This window comes from Streptomyces sp. 184, assembly GCF_045781775.1.
Lineage (GTDB): Bacteria > Actinomycetota > Actinomycetes > Streptomycetales > Streptomycetaceae > Streptomyces.
Window position 1 is genome coordinate 5,215,270 of the sequence record NZ_CP123230.1, and the last position, 16,709, is coordinate 5,231,978.

Below are 16,709 nucleotides of genomic sequence, written 5' to 3' on the forward strand. Positions count from 1 at the left end.
GTCGCGGACGCACGGACCGCAACACCGCGGCCGGCTGCCGCCGCGGTGTTGCGCGCGTCACCGGGTGAGGTCGGCGGGGTGGTCGATGCGGGTGAGCTTGCGGGGGTTGCGGACGACGTAGATCCGGGTGATCTTTCCGTCCGCCAGCTCCAGGCTCACCGCGCCCGGCTCGCCGTCGAAGTCGATCCGCCCCGCGGGGGCGCCGTTCAGCCAGACGGCGGCCGTCCCCAGCGCCACGCGGTTCACCTTCGCGAGCAGCTCCGCGACCTGCCGGCCCCCGCGGACCGGGGACAGGGCCGCGGGCACGAACCCGCCGCCGTCGATGACCATCACCACGTCCGGCGCCATGACCTCCAGGAGTTCTCGCAGCTCCCCGGTGCGCAGCGCGGTCAGGAACCGTTCCACCACCGCCTGCTGCTCGGAGCTGCTGACCCGCACCCGCGGCCGGCGGGCCGCCACGTGCACGCGGGCCCGCCGGGCGATCTGCCGCACGGTGGCCGCCGGCTTGCCGATGGCTCGGGCGATCTCGTCGTACGGCACGTCGAAGACCTCGCGGAGCACGAACACCGCCCGCTCGGTGGGCCCGAGCGTCTCCAGCACGGTGAGCATCGCCATCGACACGCTCTCCGCGAGCACCACGTCCTCGGCGACGTCGTGCGTGGTCAGCAGCGGCTCCGGCAGCCACTCGCCGACGTAGTCCTCGCGCCGGCGCGCCAGCGTCCGCAGGCGGTTGAGCGACTGCCGGGTGACGATGCGTACGAGGTACGCCCGCGCGTCCCGTACCCGCGCCCGGTCCGCGCCGGACCACCGCAGCCAGGACTCCTGCACGACGTCCTCCGCGTCCGCCGCCGAGCCGAGGATCTCGTACGCGACGGTGAACAGCAGGCTGCGGTGGGAGACGAACGGGTCGTCGGGCGCCGTCGTCACGCCCGGCCGGCACTCTCCGGGCGCCCGGCCAGCGGGACCGCGCACGACTCCGAGAAGCCCTGCGAGGTGATCCCGTGGGCCGTGTTCACCCTTGTCGACAGATTGACGTAGCCGATGTACGTCGTCAGCTCCACGAGACCGGCGGAGCCGAGCTGCTTCAGCAGGCTCGCCGCCTGCTCGTCGGTGACGGTCGTGGGCGTGACGGACATCGCCTCCGCGTACTCCATCACCTCGCGCTCCAGCGGCGAGAACACCTCCGAGTCCCGCCACCGCGGCACCTGGCTGGCCTTGGTCAGGTCCAGCTCCTCGTTCTGCGCGAGGAAGTAGCCGACGTCGAGGCACCAACTGCACCCGACGAGCGAGGCGACCGCCATGTGCGCGAACGACTTCAGACCCGCGTCGACGGCGCGCCACGTGGCCAGCTTCGCCGAGAACTCCAGGGTGGCCGCCGCCAGGTCGGGGTGGTTGAACACCGCCTCCACCGGCTCGGGCACCTCTCCGAACTGCTGTGTCATGGACTCCTTCAACTGGGTGGGAAGTTCCGCCTTGGGGACACGCACGGTCACGGTTTCTCCTTCGTCACGCGATCCGGTCCCCATCGAGACACCGGCCGCGGACCGGCCGTGACACCGCGGGGGCGTCTCAGGTGTCCGTTTCGGCTTCCAGATCGGCCACCTTCGCCGCGGCTCTGTCGGCCGCTCTGCGGGACTCCCGGGTGGCGCGCGTGGTGGCGGTGACCGCGCGCCGGGCCTTCGCGAAGGCTTCGCGGGCCTGCGTTTCCGCCTTCTCCGCGGCTCTCAGTTGCCCGGTCAGCTCGGCGACGCGGGCGGCCGCCTCCTCCAGACGGGATTCGGCCGCGTCCCGCCGGGATTCGTCCTGGTGCAGGGCCTTGTCGCGGTCGCGGGCCTCGCGTTCGGCGGCCTTGGCCTCCTTACGGGCCCGGGTCAGCTCTTCGGCGCGGGCCTTGCCGGGGTCCCTGACGACCTTGAGGTGGCGCCTGCGGGCGGGGCGGGACGCGGGGGCGGAGGTGGAGCCGGAGGTGGCGGTGGACGAGGCGGTGGTGCCCGGGAAGCCGGAGCGGACGGTGAGGGGCTTGGCGAGGTGGCCGGCGGCCCACTCGCGGGCCGCGTCCGGGTCGGCGAGGACGGCGTGGAGGGTCGTCTCGACCTCGTGCTGGACGGCGTCGCCGACGGGCTGGCCGGCCTCGGCGGCGAGCCGGCGGGCCTCGCGGGCGAGTTCGGCGACCAGGGCGTTGCGCTGGCGGGTCAGCTCGCGCAGTTCCTCCCCCGCGAGCCGGTCCTGCGCCGCGCGCAGGCCCTCCCCGAGCCGGCGCAGCGCGTCGACCTGCTCGGGCGCGGAGCGCACCAGCAGGTTGCCGGCCCAGGCGGCGAGCGTCGGCCGGCGCAGTGCGGCGATCTGCTTGGCGAGCGCCGGCTCCCTGGCCGTACGCGCCGCGGCGACGTGCCGGCCGCGGGCGGCGGTGAACTCGCCCGGCGGCAGCGCGTACAGCTCGTCGGCGACGCTCTCCAGGTCCATCGGTCACCATCTTCCCCTCCACCGGCCCACCGGTCTTCTGAAGAAACCTTTCTAAAGATATCTTTAGAAGCATGCCGGACCGCATCGACCTCACCGACGCCCGCGCCCTGCGCGCCTACGCCCACCCCACCCGGATGGAGCTGGTCGGCCTGCTCCGCCGCCACGGGCCGCTCACCGCCACCCGGGCCGCGGAGCTGACCGGGGAGTCCGTCGCCGGGTGCTCGTACCACCTGCGGATGCTCGCCAAGTACGGGTTCGTCGAGCAGAGCGGCGGCGGACGCGGGCGCGAGAAGCCGTGGCGGGCCACGGCGCGTACGACGCACTGGGAGGCCGCGTACGACGACCCCGCCGCGACCGAGGCCGTCGCGGATCTCACGATGGCGCAGGTGGACGCGTACGTGCGGAAGCTGAGCGCCGCGCTCGCCGTCCGCCACCGGCTGCCCCGCGTGTGGCAGGCCGCGGAGCACTCCGGCGACTGGAACCTCTACCTCACGCCCGAGGAGCTGACCGGGCTGACTAAGGAGATGGCACGGCTGCTGTCCCGCTACGACGACCGCCACGAGGACCCCGCGCGCCGCCCGGAGGGCGCCCGGCTGGTCAGCCTGCTGCGCCTGGCCTTCGTCGACCCGGCCGACGTGCCGGAGGCGGAGGAGGCGGCGGAGGCGGCGGGTCCGTCTGACTCGACTGCCGATCCGGCCGAACCCGCCGAACCCGCGGGCCCTGCCGAAGCCGAACCCGCCGCCGGGCGTCCGCCGCGCCCGTCGTGATACGCGCCCGCCGCCTGCCCGCCGTACCCGAGTTGCTGCGCGACCGCCCCTTCCGCCGCTACTGGGCCGCCCAGAGCGTCTCCCTCCTCGGCGACGAGGTCCACCGCATCGCCCTCCCCCTCGCCGCCGTGCTGCTCCTCGGCGCCGGCGCCGCCGAGATGGGCCTGCTCACCGCCGCCGCGCTGCTGCCCGCGCTGCTCTTCTCGATCCCCGCAGGTGCCTGGGCCGACCGCCGGCGCAGCCGCCGCCGGGTGATGATCGCCGCCGACCTCGGCCGGCTGGTGGCCGTGGCCTCGGTCCCCGTGGCGTACGCGCTCGACGCGCTGACGCTCACGCACCTGTACGCCGCCGCCTTCGCGGTCGGCACCCTCGGCGCGCTGTTCAACGTCTGCGCCGGCACCGTGTACGTCGCCCTGCTGCCCGTCGAGCGCTACGTCCAGGGCAGTTCGCTGCTCAACGGCAGCCGGGCGCTGGCGTTCACGGCCGGGCCCGGGGTGGGCGGCGGTCTGGTGCAGGTGGCCACGGCGCCGTTCGCGCTGCTCCTCGACGCGCTCAGCTATCTCGTCTCGGCGCTCTTCCTCGGCCGGATCTCCCCCGCGGAACCGCCGCCCGCCGCACGGGAGAAGAGCCGGGCGTCGGCCGGGATCCGGTGGGTTCTGGGGGCGCCCGCGGTGCGCGCCTGCGCTGCCGCGACGGCGACGCTCAACTTCTTCAACTTCATCTTCCAGGCGCTGTTCGTCCTCTACGCGACCGGGGAGCTGGGCCTCGGACCGGGGCTCCTCGGCGCCGCGCTCGGCGCCGGCGGGATCGGCGGCCTGGCCGGCGCGGTCCTCGCGGCCCGGATCGTGGCGCGGTTCGGGGTGGGGCCCGCGATGACCGCGGGGTTCGCCGGGTTCAGCGTGCCGCTGACGCTGGTCCCGCTGGCCGGCGGGCCCACCCCGGTGGTCGTCGGGATGCTGCTGGCCGCGGAGTCCGCCTCCGCGTTCGGCGTGATGATCCTCGACATCTCGGCCAACTCCTACTTCGCCGCGGCCATCCCCGACGAGCTGCGCTCCCGGGTACTCGGCGCCTTCCAGACCGTCAACTTCGGCGTCCGCCCGCTCGGCGCGCTCGCGGGCGGGGCGCTGGGCAGCGCCCTCGGGCTGCGGCCGACGCTGTGGGTGGCGACGGCCGGCGCCGCGCTGGCGGTGCTGTGGCTGCTGCCCTCACCCGTGCCGCGCACCCGCCTGCTGCCCGGGGCCGCTCCCGCCGGCCGGGCCGCGGCGGACGAGCCCTCGGGGCCGGCGCCCGCGTAGCGCTCGCGGCGGCGCCCCTCGCGGGTCAGGGCCGGGCGCGTGTCACCCGCAGGTCCGCCTCGATCCTGGCGACCGCCGCCAGCAGGTGCGGCAGCAGGTCGCGGCGTACCGACTCGACCGAGTTCCGGCTCGCGTGCACCGGGATGTTGACGGCCGCGACGACCGTGCCGTCGCGGTCCCGGACCGGGGCCGCGACCGAGCGCAGGCCCTCCTCCAGCTCCTGGTCCACGATCGCGTACCCCTGCCGGCGCACCCGCGTCAGCTCGGCGCGCAGCGTCTCCGCGGCGGTGACGGTGCGCGGGGTCAGCGGGTCGAGGCGGGCGCGGGCGAGGCGGTCGTCGATCTCCGGCTGCGGGAGGTGGGCGACGATGACGCGGCCCACGGAGGTCACGTACGCGGGGAAGCGGGTGCCGACCGTGATGGCGGCGGTCATGATGCGGCTGGTGGGCACACGGGCGACGTAGACGATGTCGTCGCCGTCCAGCACGCACAGCGAGGACGACTCGCGCACCTCGGCGACCAGCCGTTCGAGGTGGGGTTCTGCGATCTCCGGGAGCGAGAAGCTCGACAGGTAGGCGTAGCCCAGCTCCAGCACGCGCGGGGTGAGGCGGAAGAGCCGGCCGTCGCTCTGGACGTAGCCGAGGTCGAGCAGCGTGAGCAGGAAGCGGCGGGCGGCGGCGCGGGTGAGGTCGCAGGCGCGCGCGACGTCGCTGAGGGTCAGCTCGGGGTGGTCCGCGTCGAACGCGCGGATGACCGCGAGCCCTCGGTCGAAGGACTGGACGAAGTGTGGTTCCCGGCCCTGCACGTTCATATCTTGCCTCGCCGCTCGCGTCGCATCTAAGTTCCCTGTGAGAATTGTCGTTCGCCTCGCGCACACGAGGGGTGGGCACCGGAGGGGGAGCCATGAGCGTGCACCGTGACCTCCTGATCGGCGGCAGGGATGTGCCGGCCGCCTCGGAGCGTACGACCGAGGACTTCGACCCGTACACCGGCGAGGTGTTCGCGACCGTCGCCGCGGCCGGCGCGGCGGACGCGGAGCGCGCGGTGGGCGCCGCGGACGCGGCCTTCGCCGGGTGGTCCGCGACCGGGCCCGCCGCCCGCCGGCGGGTGTTCCGGCGGGCGGCCGACCTGCTGGAGGCGCGCACCGACGAGGCGGTGGCGCTGATGGCGCGGGAGGTGGGGGCGACGGGGCCGTGGGCGCGGTTCAACGTCGGGCTCGCCGCGGACTTCCTGCGCGAGACGGCCGCCGCGATGTCCCGGCCGCGCGGCGAGGTGCTGGCCACGAACGAGGAGGGCGCGCTCAGCCTCGCGTTACGGGAACCGCTGGGCGTCGTCGCCGCGTTCGCGCCCTGGAACGCCCCGCTGATCCTCGGCACCCGGGCGGTCGCGGCGGCGCTCGGCGCGGGCAACACGGTGGTGCTGAAGGCGAGCGAGCAGGCGCCGGTCTGCGGCGGGCTGTTCGTCGCCGGCGTGCTGCGCGAGGCGGGGCTGCCGGACGGGGTGCTCAACGTGCTCACCAACGACCCCGCGGACGCCGCGGGCGTCGCCGAGGCGCTGATCGCGGACGAGCGGGTACGGGCCGTGAACTTCACCGGCTCCACGGACGTCGGCCGGATCGTCGGCGCGCACGCCGCCCGGCACCTGAAGCCGGCGCTGCTGGAGCTGGGCGGGAAGAACGCGATCGTGGTGCTCGACGACGCGGACGTGGACCACGCGGTGCACGCGGCGGCGTTCGGCGCGTTCCACAACTCGGGGCAGATCTGCATGTCAGGCGACCGGATCCTCGTCCACGCGTCGCTGGCCGCCGAGTTCACAGAGAAGCTGGCCGCGAAGGCGGCGTCGCTGCCCGCCGGGGACCCGCGCGAACCCGCCACCGTCATCGGCCCGTTGATCAGCCAGACGGCGGCCCGTCGCGTCGCGGGGCTGGTCGCGGACGCGGTGGAGCGGGGCGCGGCGGTGCTGGCGGGCGGCGGGGAGCCGGCGGGGGCGGTGTACCCGGCGACGGTCCTCGCCGGGGTGCCGCGGGACGCGGCGCTGCACCGCGAGGAGGCGTTCGGCCCGGTGGTGTCGCTGGCGGAGTTCGCGGACGACGACGAGGCGGTGGCCCTGGCCGGCGACACGGACCGGGGGCTGACGTGCGGGATCCTCACGGAGAACGGCACGCACGGCCTGCGGGTGGCCCGCCGGGTGCGCACCGGCATCGTGCACGTCGGCGACCAGTCGGTCGCGGACGAGCCGATGGCGCCGTTCGGCGGGGTGGGCGCCAGCGGGTTCGGCCGGTTCGGCGGGCGGTGGGGCCTGGAGGCGTTCAGCAACACGCGGTGGGTCACGCTGGCGACGCGGCAGCCGCACTATCCGTTCTAGCGCCTGGCGGACGGCCGGCCGCGGCGGCGCGGGTCAGGCGCCGGACTTCAGCGCGCGCAGTGCCGTCAGTTCGGCGGCCGTGGGCTCCGGCGTGGTGCGTACGACCGGTGCCGTGCGCAGGTCCCAGCCCGTGGCGGCGCGGGCCTGCGCCAGGGTCGCGCCGGGGTGCAGGTCGGTCAGCACCAGTTCCGCCGTGTCCGGCGCGGGGCGCAGGATGCCCAGGTCGGTGACGACCGCGCTCGGGCCGCGGCCGGGCAGGCCGAGGCGGGCCCGGTCGCCGGGGCCCGTGCCGTGGCCGATCGAGGTGAGGAAGTCCAGGGCGGGGACGAAGCTGCGGCGGGTGTGGCGGAGGACGATGAGGACCTCGCCGCAGTTCGCCGCGATCTCCGGGGCGCCGCCCGCGCCCGGCAGCCGCAGGTCGGGGCGGCCGGGGCCGGCGCGTACGGCGGTGGTGTTGATGTTGGCGTACGGGTCGAGCTGGGCGGCGCCGAGGAAGCCGACGTCGATCCGGCCGGCCTGGAGCCAGTAGTTGAAGACCTCGGGTACGGAGACCACGGCGTCGGCGGTGTCGGCGAGTTCGCCGTCTCCGATGGAGAGCGGCAGCCGGCCGGGCTTGGCGCCGACCGCGCCGGACTCGTAGACGAGGACGAGGCCGGGGTTGGCGGTGCGGCGGGCGAGGTTGGCGGCGGTGCTGGGCAGGCCGATGCCGACGAAGCAGGTGCGGGCGCCGGCCAGCGCCCGGGCGGCGTTGACCTCCATCAGCTCGTCGGAGCTCCACCCGGGCCCGGCGCCCGGCCGCGCGGGCGGCGTCACCGGGGCGCTCCGCCACGGCGTACGTGCTCCTCCAGCCAGGCGGCGAATGCGGCGCGGTCGCGGGAGAGTGCGTCCCAGTCGCGGTAGAAGGCGTTGTCGCGTACGGAATAGCCCGCCGCGTACGAGGGGTGGGCGCCGCCCGGCACCTCCGCGACGGCGGTGACGGTCCAGCCCGGCAGCACGACGGCGCCGGGCCGGGGGCGCAGTTCGCCGACGACCTCCTCGACGGTGACCAGCGAGCGCCGGGCGGCGAGCACGGCCTCCTTCTGCACCCCGGTCAGCCCCCAGAGCTGCACGTTCCCGGCGCGGTCGGCCTGCTGGGCGTGGATGACGGCGACGTCGGGGTTGACCGCGGCCACGGCCGCCAGCTCCTCGCCGGTGAACGGGCAGGTGACGGTGGCGACGGTGGGGGTACGGGCCGCGAGCCCGGTGCCGCGGTAGCCGCGCAGGACGGCGAACGGCAGGCCGGCGGCGCCGGCGACGTAGCGGTTGGCCATGCCGGCGTGGCTGTGCTCCTCGACCTCCAGCGGCCGGGGCCAGCCGTTCTCGACCGCGTCGCGGAAGCGGTGCAGCGAGCCGACGCCGGGGTTGCCGCCCCAGGAGAAGACGAGTTTGCGGGCCAGCCCCGCGCCGATGAGCTGGTCGTAGACCAGGTCCGGGGTCATCCGTACGAGCGTCAGGTCGGTGGCGCCCCGGCGGATGACCTCGTGCGCCGCGGCGAACGGGATCAGGTGCGTGAAGCCCTCCATCGCGATGGTGTCGCCGTCGTGGACCAGCTCGGCCACCGCGTCCCGCAAGGTCAGGATCTCCGCCATGGCGCCCTGCTCCCCGGGGTGTTCGTCCTGCGCACAGTGGTTCGCCACCTCCGGTCCGAGTCTGGGACCGGCCGTCCGGGCGTGTCAACGGCCCGGCGGGCAGGACACGTACACCGGTGGGGGGCGGCCGACGCACTACGCTGACCACCGATGTTCAGTCCCGAGGGCCCGACCCTTCTCGAGCTGACCGTGCAGGCGATGTCCTCCACGGAACGCGGCTACGACCTGCTGGCGCCGAAGTTCGACAGCACCCCGTTCCGCACCCCCGACCGCGTTCTGGAGGCGTTCGCCGCCACCGTCGAGCCGCTGGGGCCGTTCGTGCGCGGCCTCGACGTCTGCACCGGCACGGGCGCGGGCGCGGGAGTGCTGCGCAGGCTGTGTACGGAGCGCGTCGTCGGCGTCGACTTCAGCGCCGGGATGCTCGCCGAGGCGCGCGGCGCGTACGGAGACGGGGACGGAGACGGGGACTCGTACCCGGGCTCGGACGCGGATACGGCCGCCGCCGGCCGGCCGCCGACGCACTGGGTGCGGGCGGACACGCTGGCCCTGCCGTTCGCGCCCGCCTTCGACCTGGCCGTGAGCTTCGGCGCCTTCGGCCACTTCCTGCCCGCCGAGCGCCCGGCGCTCTTCGGGCAGGTCTTCCGATCGCTGCGCCCCGGCGGGTACTTCGCGTTCCCCGTCCCCGCGCCGCCGCCGGTCGGGTCCCGGGGATACTGGGCGCTGTGGGGGTTCGACACGGTGATGCGGGTGCGCAACGCGCTGTGGCGCCCGCCCTTCGTCATGTACTACCGGACGTTCCGGCTGCCCGACGTGGTCGCAGACCTGGAGCGCACCGGGTTCACCGTGGCGACGGCGGCGCTGGCGGAGCTGGGGCGGCGGCCGGACGGCAGCCCGCGCGCCCGCGCGGTGCTCGCGCGGCGCCCCTGAGCGGCCCCGGCGGCCCGGCCGGCCGGTTGCGCCCGGTCCGCCTTTTTCGGTCCTGACGGCCCGTAGGCGTAACTGCCGCGTACCAGAGGCATATTCAACTTTAACAATCGCTTTCCCTGTACACGTTGACTCCTTCGATGCGAGACTGAAGGGCGCGACCTGATCATCCTTGGGAGCCCGATGCACGCGCCAAGCATGTCGGAGACGAACTCTCTGCCGGCCCCGTCCCGAGGCGGCCCCACCGTCCGCCGCATCATCCTCGGCAACCAACTGCGGCGGCTGCGCGAGCAGCGCGGCATCACCTTCCAGGCAGCCGCGCGCACCATCGGCGCCTCGCAGCCCAAGCTGAGCCGGCTGGAGCTGGGCCGCGGCGGCTGCAAGGAGCACGACATCGCCGCCCTGCTCACGCTGTACGGGGTGGACGACGAGGCCGAGCGCGAGCACTACCTCGCGCTGGCCCGCGGCGCCAACACCACCGGCTGGTGGCACCAGTACAGCGACGTCACGCCCACCTGGATGGAGACGTTCCTCGGCCTCGAAGAGGCCGCCTCGCTGATCCGCTCCTACCAGGCCCAGCGCATCCCCGGCCTGCTCCAGACCGCCGACTACGCGCGGGCGTTCGCACAGGTGGCGTACCCGAACGCGGACGAGGCGGCCATAGAGCGCCACGTCGACCTGCGGCTGCGCAGGCAGCAGATCCTCGGCCACGCCGAGCAGCCGGCGCGCTACTGGGTGGTGCTGGACGAGGCGGCGCTGCGCCGTCCGCTCGGCGGGCGCACGGTGATGCGCGCGCAGATCAAGCACCTGCTGGGGATCCTGGAGCTGTCGAACATCACGGTCCAGGTCGCCCGGCTGGCCACCGGCCGCTTCGCCGCCGTCGTCAGCCCCCTGACGATCCTGCGCTTCGCGGAGCCGGACCTGCCGGACGTGGCGTACATCGAGCAACTGACCAGCGCCCTCTACCTCGACAAGCGCAACGACGTCGAGCGCTATCTGCTGACGATGGACGGCCTGTGCGCCGCGGCGGAGAAGCAGGAGGCGAGCCAGGCGATGCTGGAGCAGTTGCTGGCCGAGTACTAGCGACCGGCTCCGGGTCACCCGGCGGCGGGCGCGCCGAACCACCTCGGCAGGTGGTCGAGGAGATCGGCCTGGTCCTCGCCGGCCCAGGCCACGTGCCCGTCGGGGCGCAGCAGCACGGCGGCTGCGTCCAGTTCCGGCGCGTCGTCGACGACGTGGTCCACGCGGTCCGCCCAGCCCGCCGCCGACAGCCGCCCGGTCCGGTCGAGCAGGAGTCCGCGGCCGGTGCGCGTCAGCTCGTACAGCCGGCCGCGGCTCAGCTTCACGTCCCGCAGCCGGCGGCCGAGCAGTTCGGGGCCCGGGCCGAAGTCGTAGCGGATGCCGATCGCCATGACCCGCTCGATCAGGTAGCGGTGGACCTCCTCGAAGTCCATGAGCTCCGCCATCAGCCGGCGCACGGCCCGCGGGCCGGGCTCGGTGGACATCAGCTCCATCTGCGCCCGGGTGAAGTCCAGCACACCGGCGGCCACCGGGTGGCGCTCGTCGTGGTAGCTGTCCAGCAGCCCGGCGGGGGCCCAGCCGGCGAGCGCCGCGGCCAGCTTCCAGCCGAGGTTGAAGGCGTCCTGGACGCCGAGGTTGAGTCCCTGCCCGCCGACGGGCGGGTGGATGTGGGCCGCGTCCCCGGCCAGCAGCACCCGGCCCACCCGGTAGCGCTCGGCCAGCCGGGTCGCGTCGCCGAAGCGGGAGAGCCAGCGCGGGGAGTGCACGCCGAAGTCGGTGCCGGCGACGGCGCGTAGCTGCGCCGTGAACTCGTCGAAGGCGGGCGGCACCGAGCGGTCCCCGGCCACCCCCGCGGCCGGTACGCCGACGCGGTACAACCCGTCCTGAAGCGGCATGAGGCCGAACCGGAGCTGGGTTCTGCGGACTTCGGCCATGACGGCGGCGACCGTCTCCGGCGACGCCGTCAGCTCCATCTCGCCGAGCAGCGTGTCGACCCTGCTGGGCTCGCCGGGGAAGCCGACGCCGAGCAGTTTGCGCACCGTGCTGCGACCGCCGTCGCAGCCGACGAGGTAGCGGGCGCGCAGCGGGGTGCCGGCGCCGCCGGATCCGGCGACCTCGACGCTCACGCCGTCGTCGTCCTGGCTCAGCCCGACCACCTCGCAGCCGCGGCGGATCTCGGCGCCGGCCTCGGCGGCGTGCTCCTCCAGCAGCCGGTCGGTGATCGTCTGGAGGAGGCCGAGGACGTACGCGTGCGCGCTGTCCAGCCGCGCCGGCGGGGGCTTGGCGATGCCGGCGAAGAAGCCGCCGACCGGGTGCCGCGTGCCGAGCGCGAGGAACTTCTCCAGCAGGCCGCGCTGGTCAAGCACCTCGGCGGTGCGCGCGTGCAGCCCGAGCGCGCGCACGACCTTCGTCGGCTCGGCCGCCTTGTCCAGCACGACCACGCGCACGCCGTGCAGCCGCAGTTCGGCCGCCAGCATCAGCCCGGTCGGGCCGCCGCCGGCGATGATCACGTCGTTCATGAGTCTCCCGTTTCCGCAGGTCATGGCTTCGGCGGGAGATTCTGCAACAGGCCCCGGGCCTTGCCGCAAGCCCCGGGGTGCGCTATAAGTTGAGAGTGGCAAGGAGCGCGGTGCTCCTTGCCGTTCGTCGTTCCGGCCCCTTTCGGACGCGGGTTAACAGGCGCGGGTTACAGGCGCGGGTTGCCGACGATCTCCATGACCTCGGTCAGCGGCCGGCGCGGCGTCGTCGGGCCCCGCGGGCCGTAGCCGACGCGCAGGACCATCTGGACCTGGCCGACGTCGGTGAGCGGGTCGCGTACGAGCGCGCGCAGGTCGGACCACTCCAGCGCCTCGCTCGTCAGCGAGGCCGCGAGTCCGGCGCGGGTGGCGGTCAGCAGCACGCGCTCCAGGGCCTGGCCCGCGCGCAGCCAGTCGGCGGGGGTGTCCTGCGCGGTGCCCAGCAGGGCGACGTTCGGCGCGGCCTCGAAGGGCGCGCTGCTGCGCCCCGGCGGCTCGCTGCGGCCGGCGAAGTCGCGTACGGGGGCGGCGCCGCCGCGGCGGCGGGGGCCGTAGGCGTAGCCGGGGACGCCCTCGTCGGCCGTGTCCGGCACCGGGTGCGTCCAGCGGGCCAGCTCCGCGGCGCGGTCCGGCTCCTCGGCGGCGCGTACCTCGGCGTCCTGCACCAGGTCCAGCAGGGACGCCGCGTGCCAGGCGTCGGGGAACACCAGCGCCGCGCCCTCGGCCCGCGCCGCCTCGACGAGGTCGGCGACGTCGCCGGGCGGTACGGGCTCGTCCGCGAACGGCCAGCGGCTGGAGTGCCGCCGGGCGATCTGCGGCTCCAGCGAGGCCAGAGCCGCGTCGGGGGCGGCGTCGGTGAGCCGGACGACGGCGAGCAGCAGCGCGTCGTCCGGGTCGGGGAAGAGCGCGGTCTCGGTCCGCCAGCCGGCGGCTGCCGCGGCGGTACGCAGGTTGCACAGGGCGGCGCCGCAGCCGACGTGCAGGGAGCGCCGGTCGGGGTCGGAGGCCGGCATGGCGCGGGCCGGGTCGGCGCGGACCTCGACGGTCCGGTGGCCGAGGTGGCAGCGGAAGAGCCACGGCTGCGCGTTGTGCATGGAGGGGGCCGCGGTCGCGGCGTGAACGAGTTCCGCGGCCCCGGTGGCATCAAGTGCTCGCGCGGCCATAATCCCAGCGTACGCCGGCTGCCCGCGCCCCACGAATCGGGTGGTCAGCGGGGTGCGGAGGCCCGCGCGGGGGTCGCTTGCGGCGGCCCGCCCAGCGGCTCGGCCGCCCGTTTCGTCCCCCCGTCCCGGACCCCCGTCTCAGTCCCCCGACTCGGTCCCCCGCGCCCCCGCGAGCGCGCCGAGCAGCGCCCGCGTGCAGACCTCGCGCACCTCCGCCCGCGACGGCTCCCCCCGCTCCAGCCAGTCCAGGACCGCGGCCGTGACGAACGCCAGCCAGCCGTGCACCGCCAGGCGCAGCGCCGCGGGCGCCGGTCCGTCGATCAGGCCGGCGGCGGCCTGGGCGTCGAGCACCGTGACGATCCGCCGCTCCTGCTCGGCGAGGAGCTGCTCGTGGATCTCGTGGATCTCCCGGTCGCCCGCGGCCGAGGCGCGGTGGAAGGCCCGCAGGCCGCGTGCGTGCTCCTCGGCGTAGCGCAGGTACGCCTCCAGCCCCTGCTGCACCTGCCGGCCGACGGGCGTGGCGGGGTCGGGCTCGGTCATCCGCAGCAGGCGCTCGCCCTCGTGCCGGATGACGGCGGCGTAGAACTGCCGCTTGGTCGGGAAGTAGTGGTAGAGCAGTCCGCGCGAGACGCCGGCGCGCTCGGCGACCTCCTCGATCCACACGTCGTCGAAGGGCCGCTCGGCGAACAGCTCGGCGCCGATCCGCAGGAGCTGGCGGCGCCGCTCCTCGGTTCCCATGCGGGTGCGCGGGCGCCCCGTCTGCGTACCGCGAGAGCCGGAACGAGCCATCGCGCCACCTTACTTGACACCGGTTCAGCGCTGCCGCACGCTGCGTACTGAATCGAGTTCAATAAGGGAGGCGCACGATGGCCACGCCGTTCTTACGCACCCGCCCCGGACCCTGGCCGGAGCTGGACCGCATCCCCCACCCGCGCCGCCGGCTGCCGGTGCTGGGCGACGTGTTCGGCATCGACCCCGGCACGCCCGTGCAGGACTCGCTGCGGATGGCCCGGGAGCTGGGGCCGATCTTCCGGCGCAAGATCTTCGGTCTGGAGATCGTGGTGGTCTCCGGCGCCGACCTGGTCGCCGAGCTGGCGGACGAGTCGCGCTTCACCAAGCGCGTCGTGCTCGCCGTGCACAACCTGCGCGACGTCGGCGGCGACGGCCTGTTCACCGCGCACAGCCACGAGCCCAACTGGCAGCTCGGCCACGACATCCTCGCGCCCGCCTTCACCCGCGAGGCGATGGAGCGCTACCACCCGGTGATGCTCGCGATGGCCCGCCGGCTGACCCGGGGGTGGGACGCGCACGCCGCCGCCGGCACCGCGGCCGACGTCTCCGCCGACATGACGAAGCTGACCCTGGAGACCATCGCGAACACCGGCTTCGGCTACGACTTCGGCTCCTTCGAGCGCACCGAGCAGCACCCCTTCATCGCCGCCATGGTCCGCTCGCTGCGCCACGCCCAGGGCGGCAACGTGCCCCGGCCGCTCAGCCCGGTGAAGAACCGCGGCTCCGGCCGCCGGGGCGCCGCCGACGCCGCGTATCTCGCCGCCGTCGTGGACGAGGTCGTACGGGAGCGCACCGAGCGCCCGGACCCGGACGCGCAGGACCTGCTCGGGCTGATGCTGCACACCCGCCATCCGCGGACCGGGGAGCGGCTGTCGCCCGAGAACATCCGCCACCAGATCATCACGTTCCTGGTCGCCGGGCACGAGACGACGTCGGGCGCGCTGTCCTTCGCGCTGTACTACCTCGCCCGCCACCCCGAGGTGACGGCCCGCGCCCGCGCCGAGGTGGACGAGGTGTGGGGGCCGGCCGAGGAGCCGTCGTACCGGCAGGTCAGCAAGCTGCGCTACGTGCGCCGGGTGCTGGACGAGTCGCTGCGGATGTGGCCGACGGCGCCCGCGTTCACCCGCGCCGCGCGTACGGACACGGTGCTGGGCGGCGTCCACCCGATGCGCGCGGGCGCGTGGGCCATGGTGCTGATCCCGGGGCTGCACCGCGACCCGGCGGTGTGGGGCGCGGCGGACCGCTTCGACCCGGACCGCTTCCTGCCGGAGCGGGTACGGGCCCGGCCGGGGCACGTCTTCAAGCCCTTCGGCACCGGCGAGCGGGCGTGCATCGGGCGGCAGTTCGCGCTGCACGAGGCGACGCTCGTGCTCGGGCTGCTGCTGCGCCGGTACGAACTGCGCGGCGACCCCGGCTACCGGCTGGAGATAGCCGAGCGGCTGACGCTGATGCCGCGCGGGTTCACGCTGGCGCCGGTGCGCCGCCGGCCCGCCGCGCCCCGTACGGCGACGAGGGCGGCGGGAGCAGCGGGAGCAGCGGGAGGGGCAGGAGCGGCGGGAGCGGCAGGAGCGGCGGCGGAGCCGGCAAGCTCACCGTGCCGACGCGTCTCCCCCGCCTGACCCGGCCGACGCGCCGGCCGAGACCCGCTCGTGGTCCGGGTCCTCGGCGCCGCCCGGCAGCGGCGGGGCGGTGCTCGGCTGCCCGGACTCGGTCCCGGGTCCGTCGGTCGGCACCTCGGTCGGCTCCCCGGGGCTCTTCGTGGGCTCGGCGCTGGGGCTGCTCGGGCTGCCGCTCGGCTCCGGCGACGGCGGCGCGAACGGGTTCGGCGGCGGCTGCGCCAGCTTCCGGTCCTCGCCGGGCCGCCCGCCGACCGGCCGCTCGAACCACAGGTTCGTCGAGACGTCCACGATCACGAGCTTGGACAGCGCCTGCTTCGCCGGGGTGACCACGACGGTCCGCGACGGCCGGTAGCCGCGCCAGCCCGTGCCGCCGTAGCGGAGGTTGCCCGACAGCTTCTCGGGCGCCGTCAGGGGGCTGCCGCTCGCGCACCGCACCCGCGGCACGCCCGTGTCGTCGACCAGCACCGCGGAGCCGGCCTGCATCACCGACTGGTACGCGGTCGCCTCGTCGTCCGCGAAGCCGTAGCCGGTCACGCGGGTGTCGGCGCGCAGCAGCACGGTGGTCAGCTCGCGCATGTAGCCCGGCAGGTCCGCCTCGTCGACCCGCAGGGTCTGCGCGAGCGCCGCCTGCTTGTCGGGGTCCCGGCCGAGGAAGGCGATCTGCCTGTCGATGTCGCAGCTCGGGACGTTCCGTACGCCGCCGTAGAGCCCGGCCGTCCCGCCCGACACCGACTGGTGCCTGCCCGGGTCCGCCGGCGGCGCGCTGTCGGGCGGCGAGGCGGTGGGCGAGGGCGACGGGTCGGCGCCGTCGGGCGTCGCGGTGCTCGGGGTGAACGGGTTGTGCCCGCGGTCGGCGACGGGCTGGAGCACCAGTTCCGCCGACGGGTCGGCGGCGCTGGCCCGGCCGCCCTGTCCGGGGGCGGCGCAGGACGCCGCCGAGACCGACAGGGCCAGGGCCACCGCCGCGACTCCGGCGAGGTGCGCGGAGCGCGGCAGCCGCGGCGTGGGGCGCACGGGGCGCGGGACACGGCGCGACGGCAGCGGTGCACGGCGCGCGGAACGCAGACGGGGCACGAGGGTCTCCCTATCGGGGCCGGATGGACACCTTCCGAGCCCATTGTCTGAATTGTTACCAAGGTGTGCGCAAGCCGAGAGCC

16 protein-coding genes are annotated in these 16,709 nt (G+C 75.2%); 6 read left to right on the forward strand and 10 right to left on the reverse strand.

Annotated elements, in window-relative coordinates; translation table 11 throughout:
• Positions 1-57: 57 nt before the first annotated feature.
• The 3 genes from QBL21_RS22060 to QBL21_RS22070 all read right to left on the reverse strand — a co-directional run bounded on the left by QBL21_RS22060 (position 58) and on the right by QBL21_RS22070 (position 2,463).
• On the reverse strand, positions 58-927 hold the full coding sequence (locus QBL21_RS22060) for an RNA polymerase sigma-70 factor (protein ID WP_407563954.1): 870 nt from the start codon (positions 925-927) through the stop codon (positions 58-60).
• Positions 924-1,493 (reverse strand): carboxymuconolactone decarboxylase family protein, encoded by a 570-nt coding sequence (locus QBL21_RS22065; RefSeq protein WP_407563955.1) that lies wholly within the window; start codon positions 1,491-1,493, stop codon positions 924-926. Before QBL21_RS22065 ends, QBL21_RS22060 begins: the two co-directional genes overlap by 4 nt.
• A gap of 76 nt (positions 1,494-1,569) precedes the next feature.
• Positions 1,570-2,463, reverse strand: coding sequence for a hypothetical protein (locus tag QBL21_RS22070; RefSeq protein WP_407563956.1), 894 nt, complete (start codon positions 2,461-2,463; stop codon positions 1,570-1,572).
• Between the two features lie 71 nt (positions 2,464-2,534).
• Between QBL21_RS22070 and QBL21_RS22075 the strand changes: the two genes are divergently transcribed.
• Together QBL21_RS22075 and QBL21_RS22080 are read left to right on the forward strand one after the other, a co-directional pair.
• Positions 2,535-3,230, forward strand: coding sequence for a winged helix-turn-helix domain-containing protein (locus tag QBL21_RS22075; RefSeq protein WP_407563957.1), 696 nt, complete (start codon positions 2,535-2,537; stop codon positions 3,228-3,230).
• Positions 3,227-4,525, forward strand: a complete 1,299-nt coding sequence (locus tag QBL21_RS22080) for an MFS transporter (RefSeq protein ID WP_407563958.1) — start codon at positions 3,227-3,229, stop codon at positions 4,523-4,525. The genes QBL21_RS22075 and QBL21_RS22080 overlap by 4 nt, the downstream gene beginning before the upstream one ends.
• A 25-nt stretch (positions 4,526-4,550) precedes the next feature.
• Here QBL21_RS22080 and QBL21_RS22085 read toward each other — a convergent pair whose 3' ends face one another.
• Positions 4,551-5,336, reverse strand: a complete 786-nt coding sequence (locus QBL21_RS22085; RefSeq protein WP_407563959.1) for an IclR family transcriptional regulator C-terminal domain-containing protein — start codon at positions 5,334-5,336, stop codon at positions 4,551-4,553.
• A gap of 92 nt (positions 5,337-5,428) precedes the next feature.
• Between QBL21_RS22085 and QBL21_RS22090 the strand changes: the two genes are divergently transcribed.
• Positions 5,429-6,889: an aldehyde dehydrogenase family protein gene (locus QBL21_RS22090; RefSeq protein ID WP_407563960.1), complete on the forward strand. Its 1,461-nt coding sequence runs from the start codon at positions 5,429-5,431 to the stop codon at positions 6,887-6,889.
• A gap of 33 nt (positions 6,890-6,922) precedes the next feature.
• On the opposite strand, the gene QBL21_RS22095 is transcribed toward QBL21_RS22090, so the two are convergent.
• Together QBL21_RS22095 and QBL21_RS22100 are read right to left on the reverse strand one after the other, a co-directional pair.
• Positions 6,923-7,648, reverse strand: a complete 726-nt coding sequence (locus tag QBL21_RS22095; RefSeq protein ID WP_407566508.1) for a CoA-transferase subunit beta — start codon at positions 7,646-7,648, stop codon at positions 6,923-6,925.
• Positions 7,649-7,698: 50 nt separating this feature from the next.
• Entirely contained in the window at positions 7,699-8,517 is an 819-nt protein-coding gene (locus QBL21_RS22100) for a CoA transferase subunit A (RefSeq protein ID WP_407566509.1), read from the reverse strand.
• 150 nt (positions 8,518-8,667) lie between these two features.
• Here QBL21_RS22100 and QBL21_RS22105 point away from each other — a divergent pair, with 150 nt between their 5' ends.
• Positions 8,668-9,444 carry a class I SAM-dependent methyltransferase gene (locus tag QBL21_RS22105; RefSeq protein WP_407563961.1) on the forward strand — a complete coding sequence of 259 codons (777 nt, stop codon included), beginning with the start codon at positions 8,668-8,670 and terminating at the stop codon, positions 9,442-9,444.
• Positions 9,445-9,639: 195 nt separating this feature from the next.
• Positions 9,640-10,524: a helix-turn-helix domain-containing protein gene (locus tag QBL21_RS22110; RefSeq protein ID WP_407563962.1), complete on the forward strand. Its 885-nt coding sequence runs from the start codon at positions 9,640-9,642 to the stop codon at positions 10,522-10,524.
• Between the two features lie 14 nt (positions 10,525-10,538).
• Here the strand turns inward: QBL21_RS22110 and rox are convergent, their stop codons facing one another.
• The 3 genes from rox to QBL21_RS22125 all read right to left on the reverse strand — a co-directional run bounded on the left by rox (position 10,539) and on the right by QBL21_RS22125 (position 13,930).
• Positions 10,539-11,981, reverse strand: coding sequence for a rifampin monooxygenase (gene rox, locus QBL21_RS22115; RefSeq protein ID WP_407563963.1), 1,443 nt, complete (start codon positions 11,979-11,981; stop codon positions 10,539-10,541).
• Positions 11,982-12,148: 167 nt separating this feature from the next.
• Entirely contained in the window at positions 12,149-13,141 is a 993-nt protein-coding gene (locus QBL21_RS22120) for an Acg family FMN-binding oxidoreductase (protein WP_407563964.1), read from the reverse strand.
• A 138-nt stretch (positions 13,142-13,279) separates the two neighbouring features.
• Positions 13,280-13,930, reverse strand: a complete 651-nt coding sequence (locus QBL21_RS22125) for a TetR/AcrR family transcriptional regulator (RefSeq protein ID WP_407563965.1) — start codon at positions 13,928-13,930, stop codon at positions 13,280-13,282.
• Positions 13,931-14,007: 77 nt separating this feature from the next.
• Between QBL21_RS22125 and QBL21_RS22130 the strand changes: the two genes are divergently transcribed.
• Positions 14,008-15,552: a cytochrome P450 gene (locus QBL21_RS22130; RefSeq protein WP_407563966.1), complete on the forward strand. Its 1,545-nt coding sequence runs from the start codon at positions 14,008-14,010 to the stop codon at positions 15,550-15,552.
• Here the strand turns inward: QBL21_RS22130 and QBL21_RS22135 are convergent.
• Entirely contained in the window at positions 15,523-16,566 is a 1,044-nt protein-coding gene (locus QBL21_RS22135) for a DUF6777 domain-containing protein (protein WP_407563967.1), read from the reverse strand. The two genes, QBL21_RS22130 and QBL21_RS22135, sit on opposite strands and share 30 nt — an antisense overlap.
• Positions 16,567-16,709: the final 143 nt, after the last annotated feature.

Coding starts and splice junctions, on each gene's coding strand:
- QBL21_RS22085 (WP_407563959.1), bottom strand. CDS start 5,336: ATGAACGTGCAGGGCCGGGAACCACACTTCGTCCAGTCCTTCGACCGA.
- QBL21_RS22100 (WP_407566509.1), bottom strand. CDS start 8,517: ATGGCGGAGATCCTGACCTTGCGGGACGCGGTGGCCGAGCTGGTCCAC.
- rox (WP_407563963.1), bottom strand. CDS start 11,981: ATGAACGACGTGATCATCGCCGGCGGCGGCCCGACCGGGCTGATGCTG.
- QBL21_RS22130 (WP_407563966.1), top strand. CDS start 14,008: ATGGCCACGCCGTTCTTACGCACCCGCCCCGGACCCTGGCCGGAGCTG.
- QBL21_RS22110 (WP_407563962.1), top strand. CDS start 9,640: ATGTCGGAGACGAACTCTCTGCCGGCCCCGTCCCGAGGCGGCCCCACC.
- QBL21_RS22125 (WP_407563965.1), bottom strand. CDS start 13,930: ATGGCTCGTTCCGGCTCTCGCGGTACGCAGACGGGGCGCCCGCGCACC.
- QBL21_RS22105 (WP_407563961.1), top strand. CDS start 8,668: ATGTTCAGTCCCGAGGGCCCGACCCTTCTCGAGCTGACCGTGCAGGCG.
- QBL21_RS22075 (WP_407563957.1), top strand. CDS start 2,535: ATGCCGGACCGCATCGACCTCACCGACGCCCGCGCCCTGCGCGCCTAC.
- QBL21_RS22070 (WP_407563956.1), bottom strand. CDS start 2,463: ATGGACCTGGAGAGCGTCGCCGACGAGCTGTACGCGCTGCCGCCGGGC.
- QBL21_RS22090 (WP_407563960.1), top strand. CDS start 5,429: ATGAGCGTGCACCGTGACCTCCTGATCGGCGGCAGGGATGTGCCGGCC.
- QBL21_RS22095 (WP_407566508.1), bottom strand. CDS start 7,648: ATGGAGGTCAACGCCGCCCGGGCGCTGGCCGGCGCCCGCACCTGCTTC.
- QBL21_RS22120 (WP_407563964.1), bottom strand. CDS start 13,141: ATGGCCGCGCGAGCACTTGATGCCACCGGGGCCGCGGAACTCGTTCAC.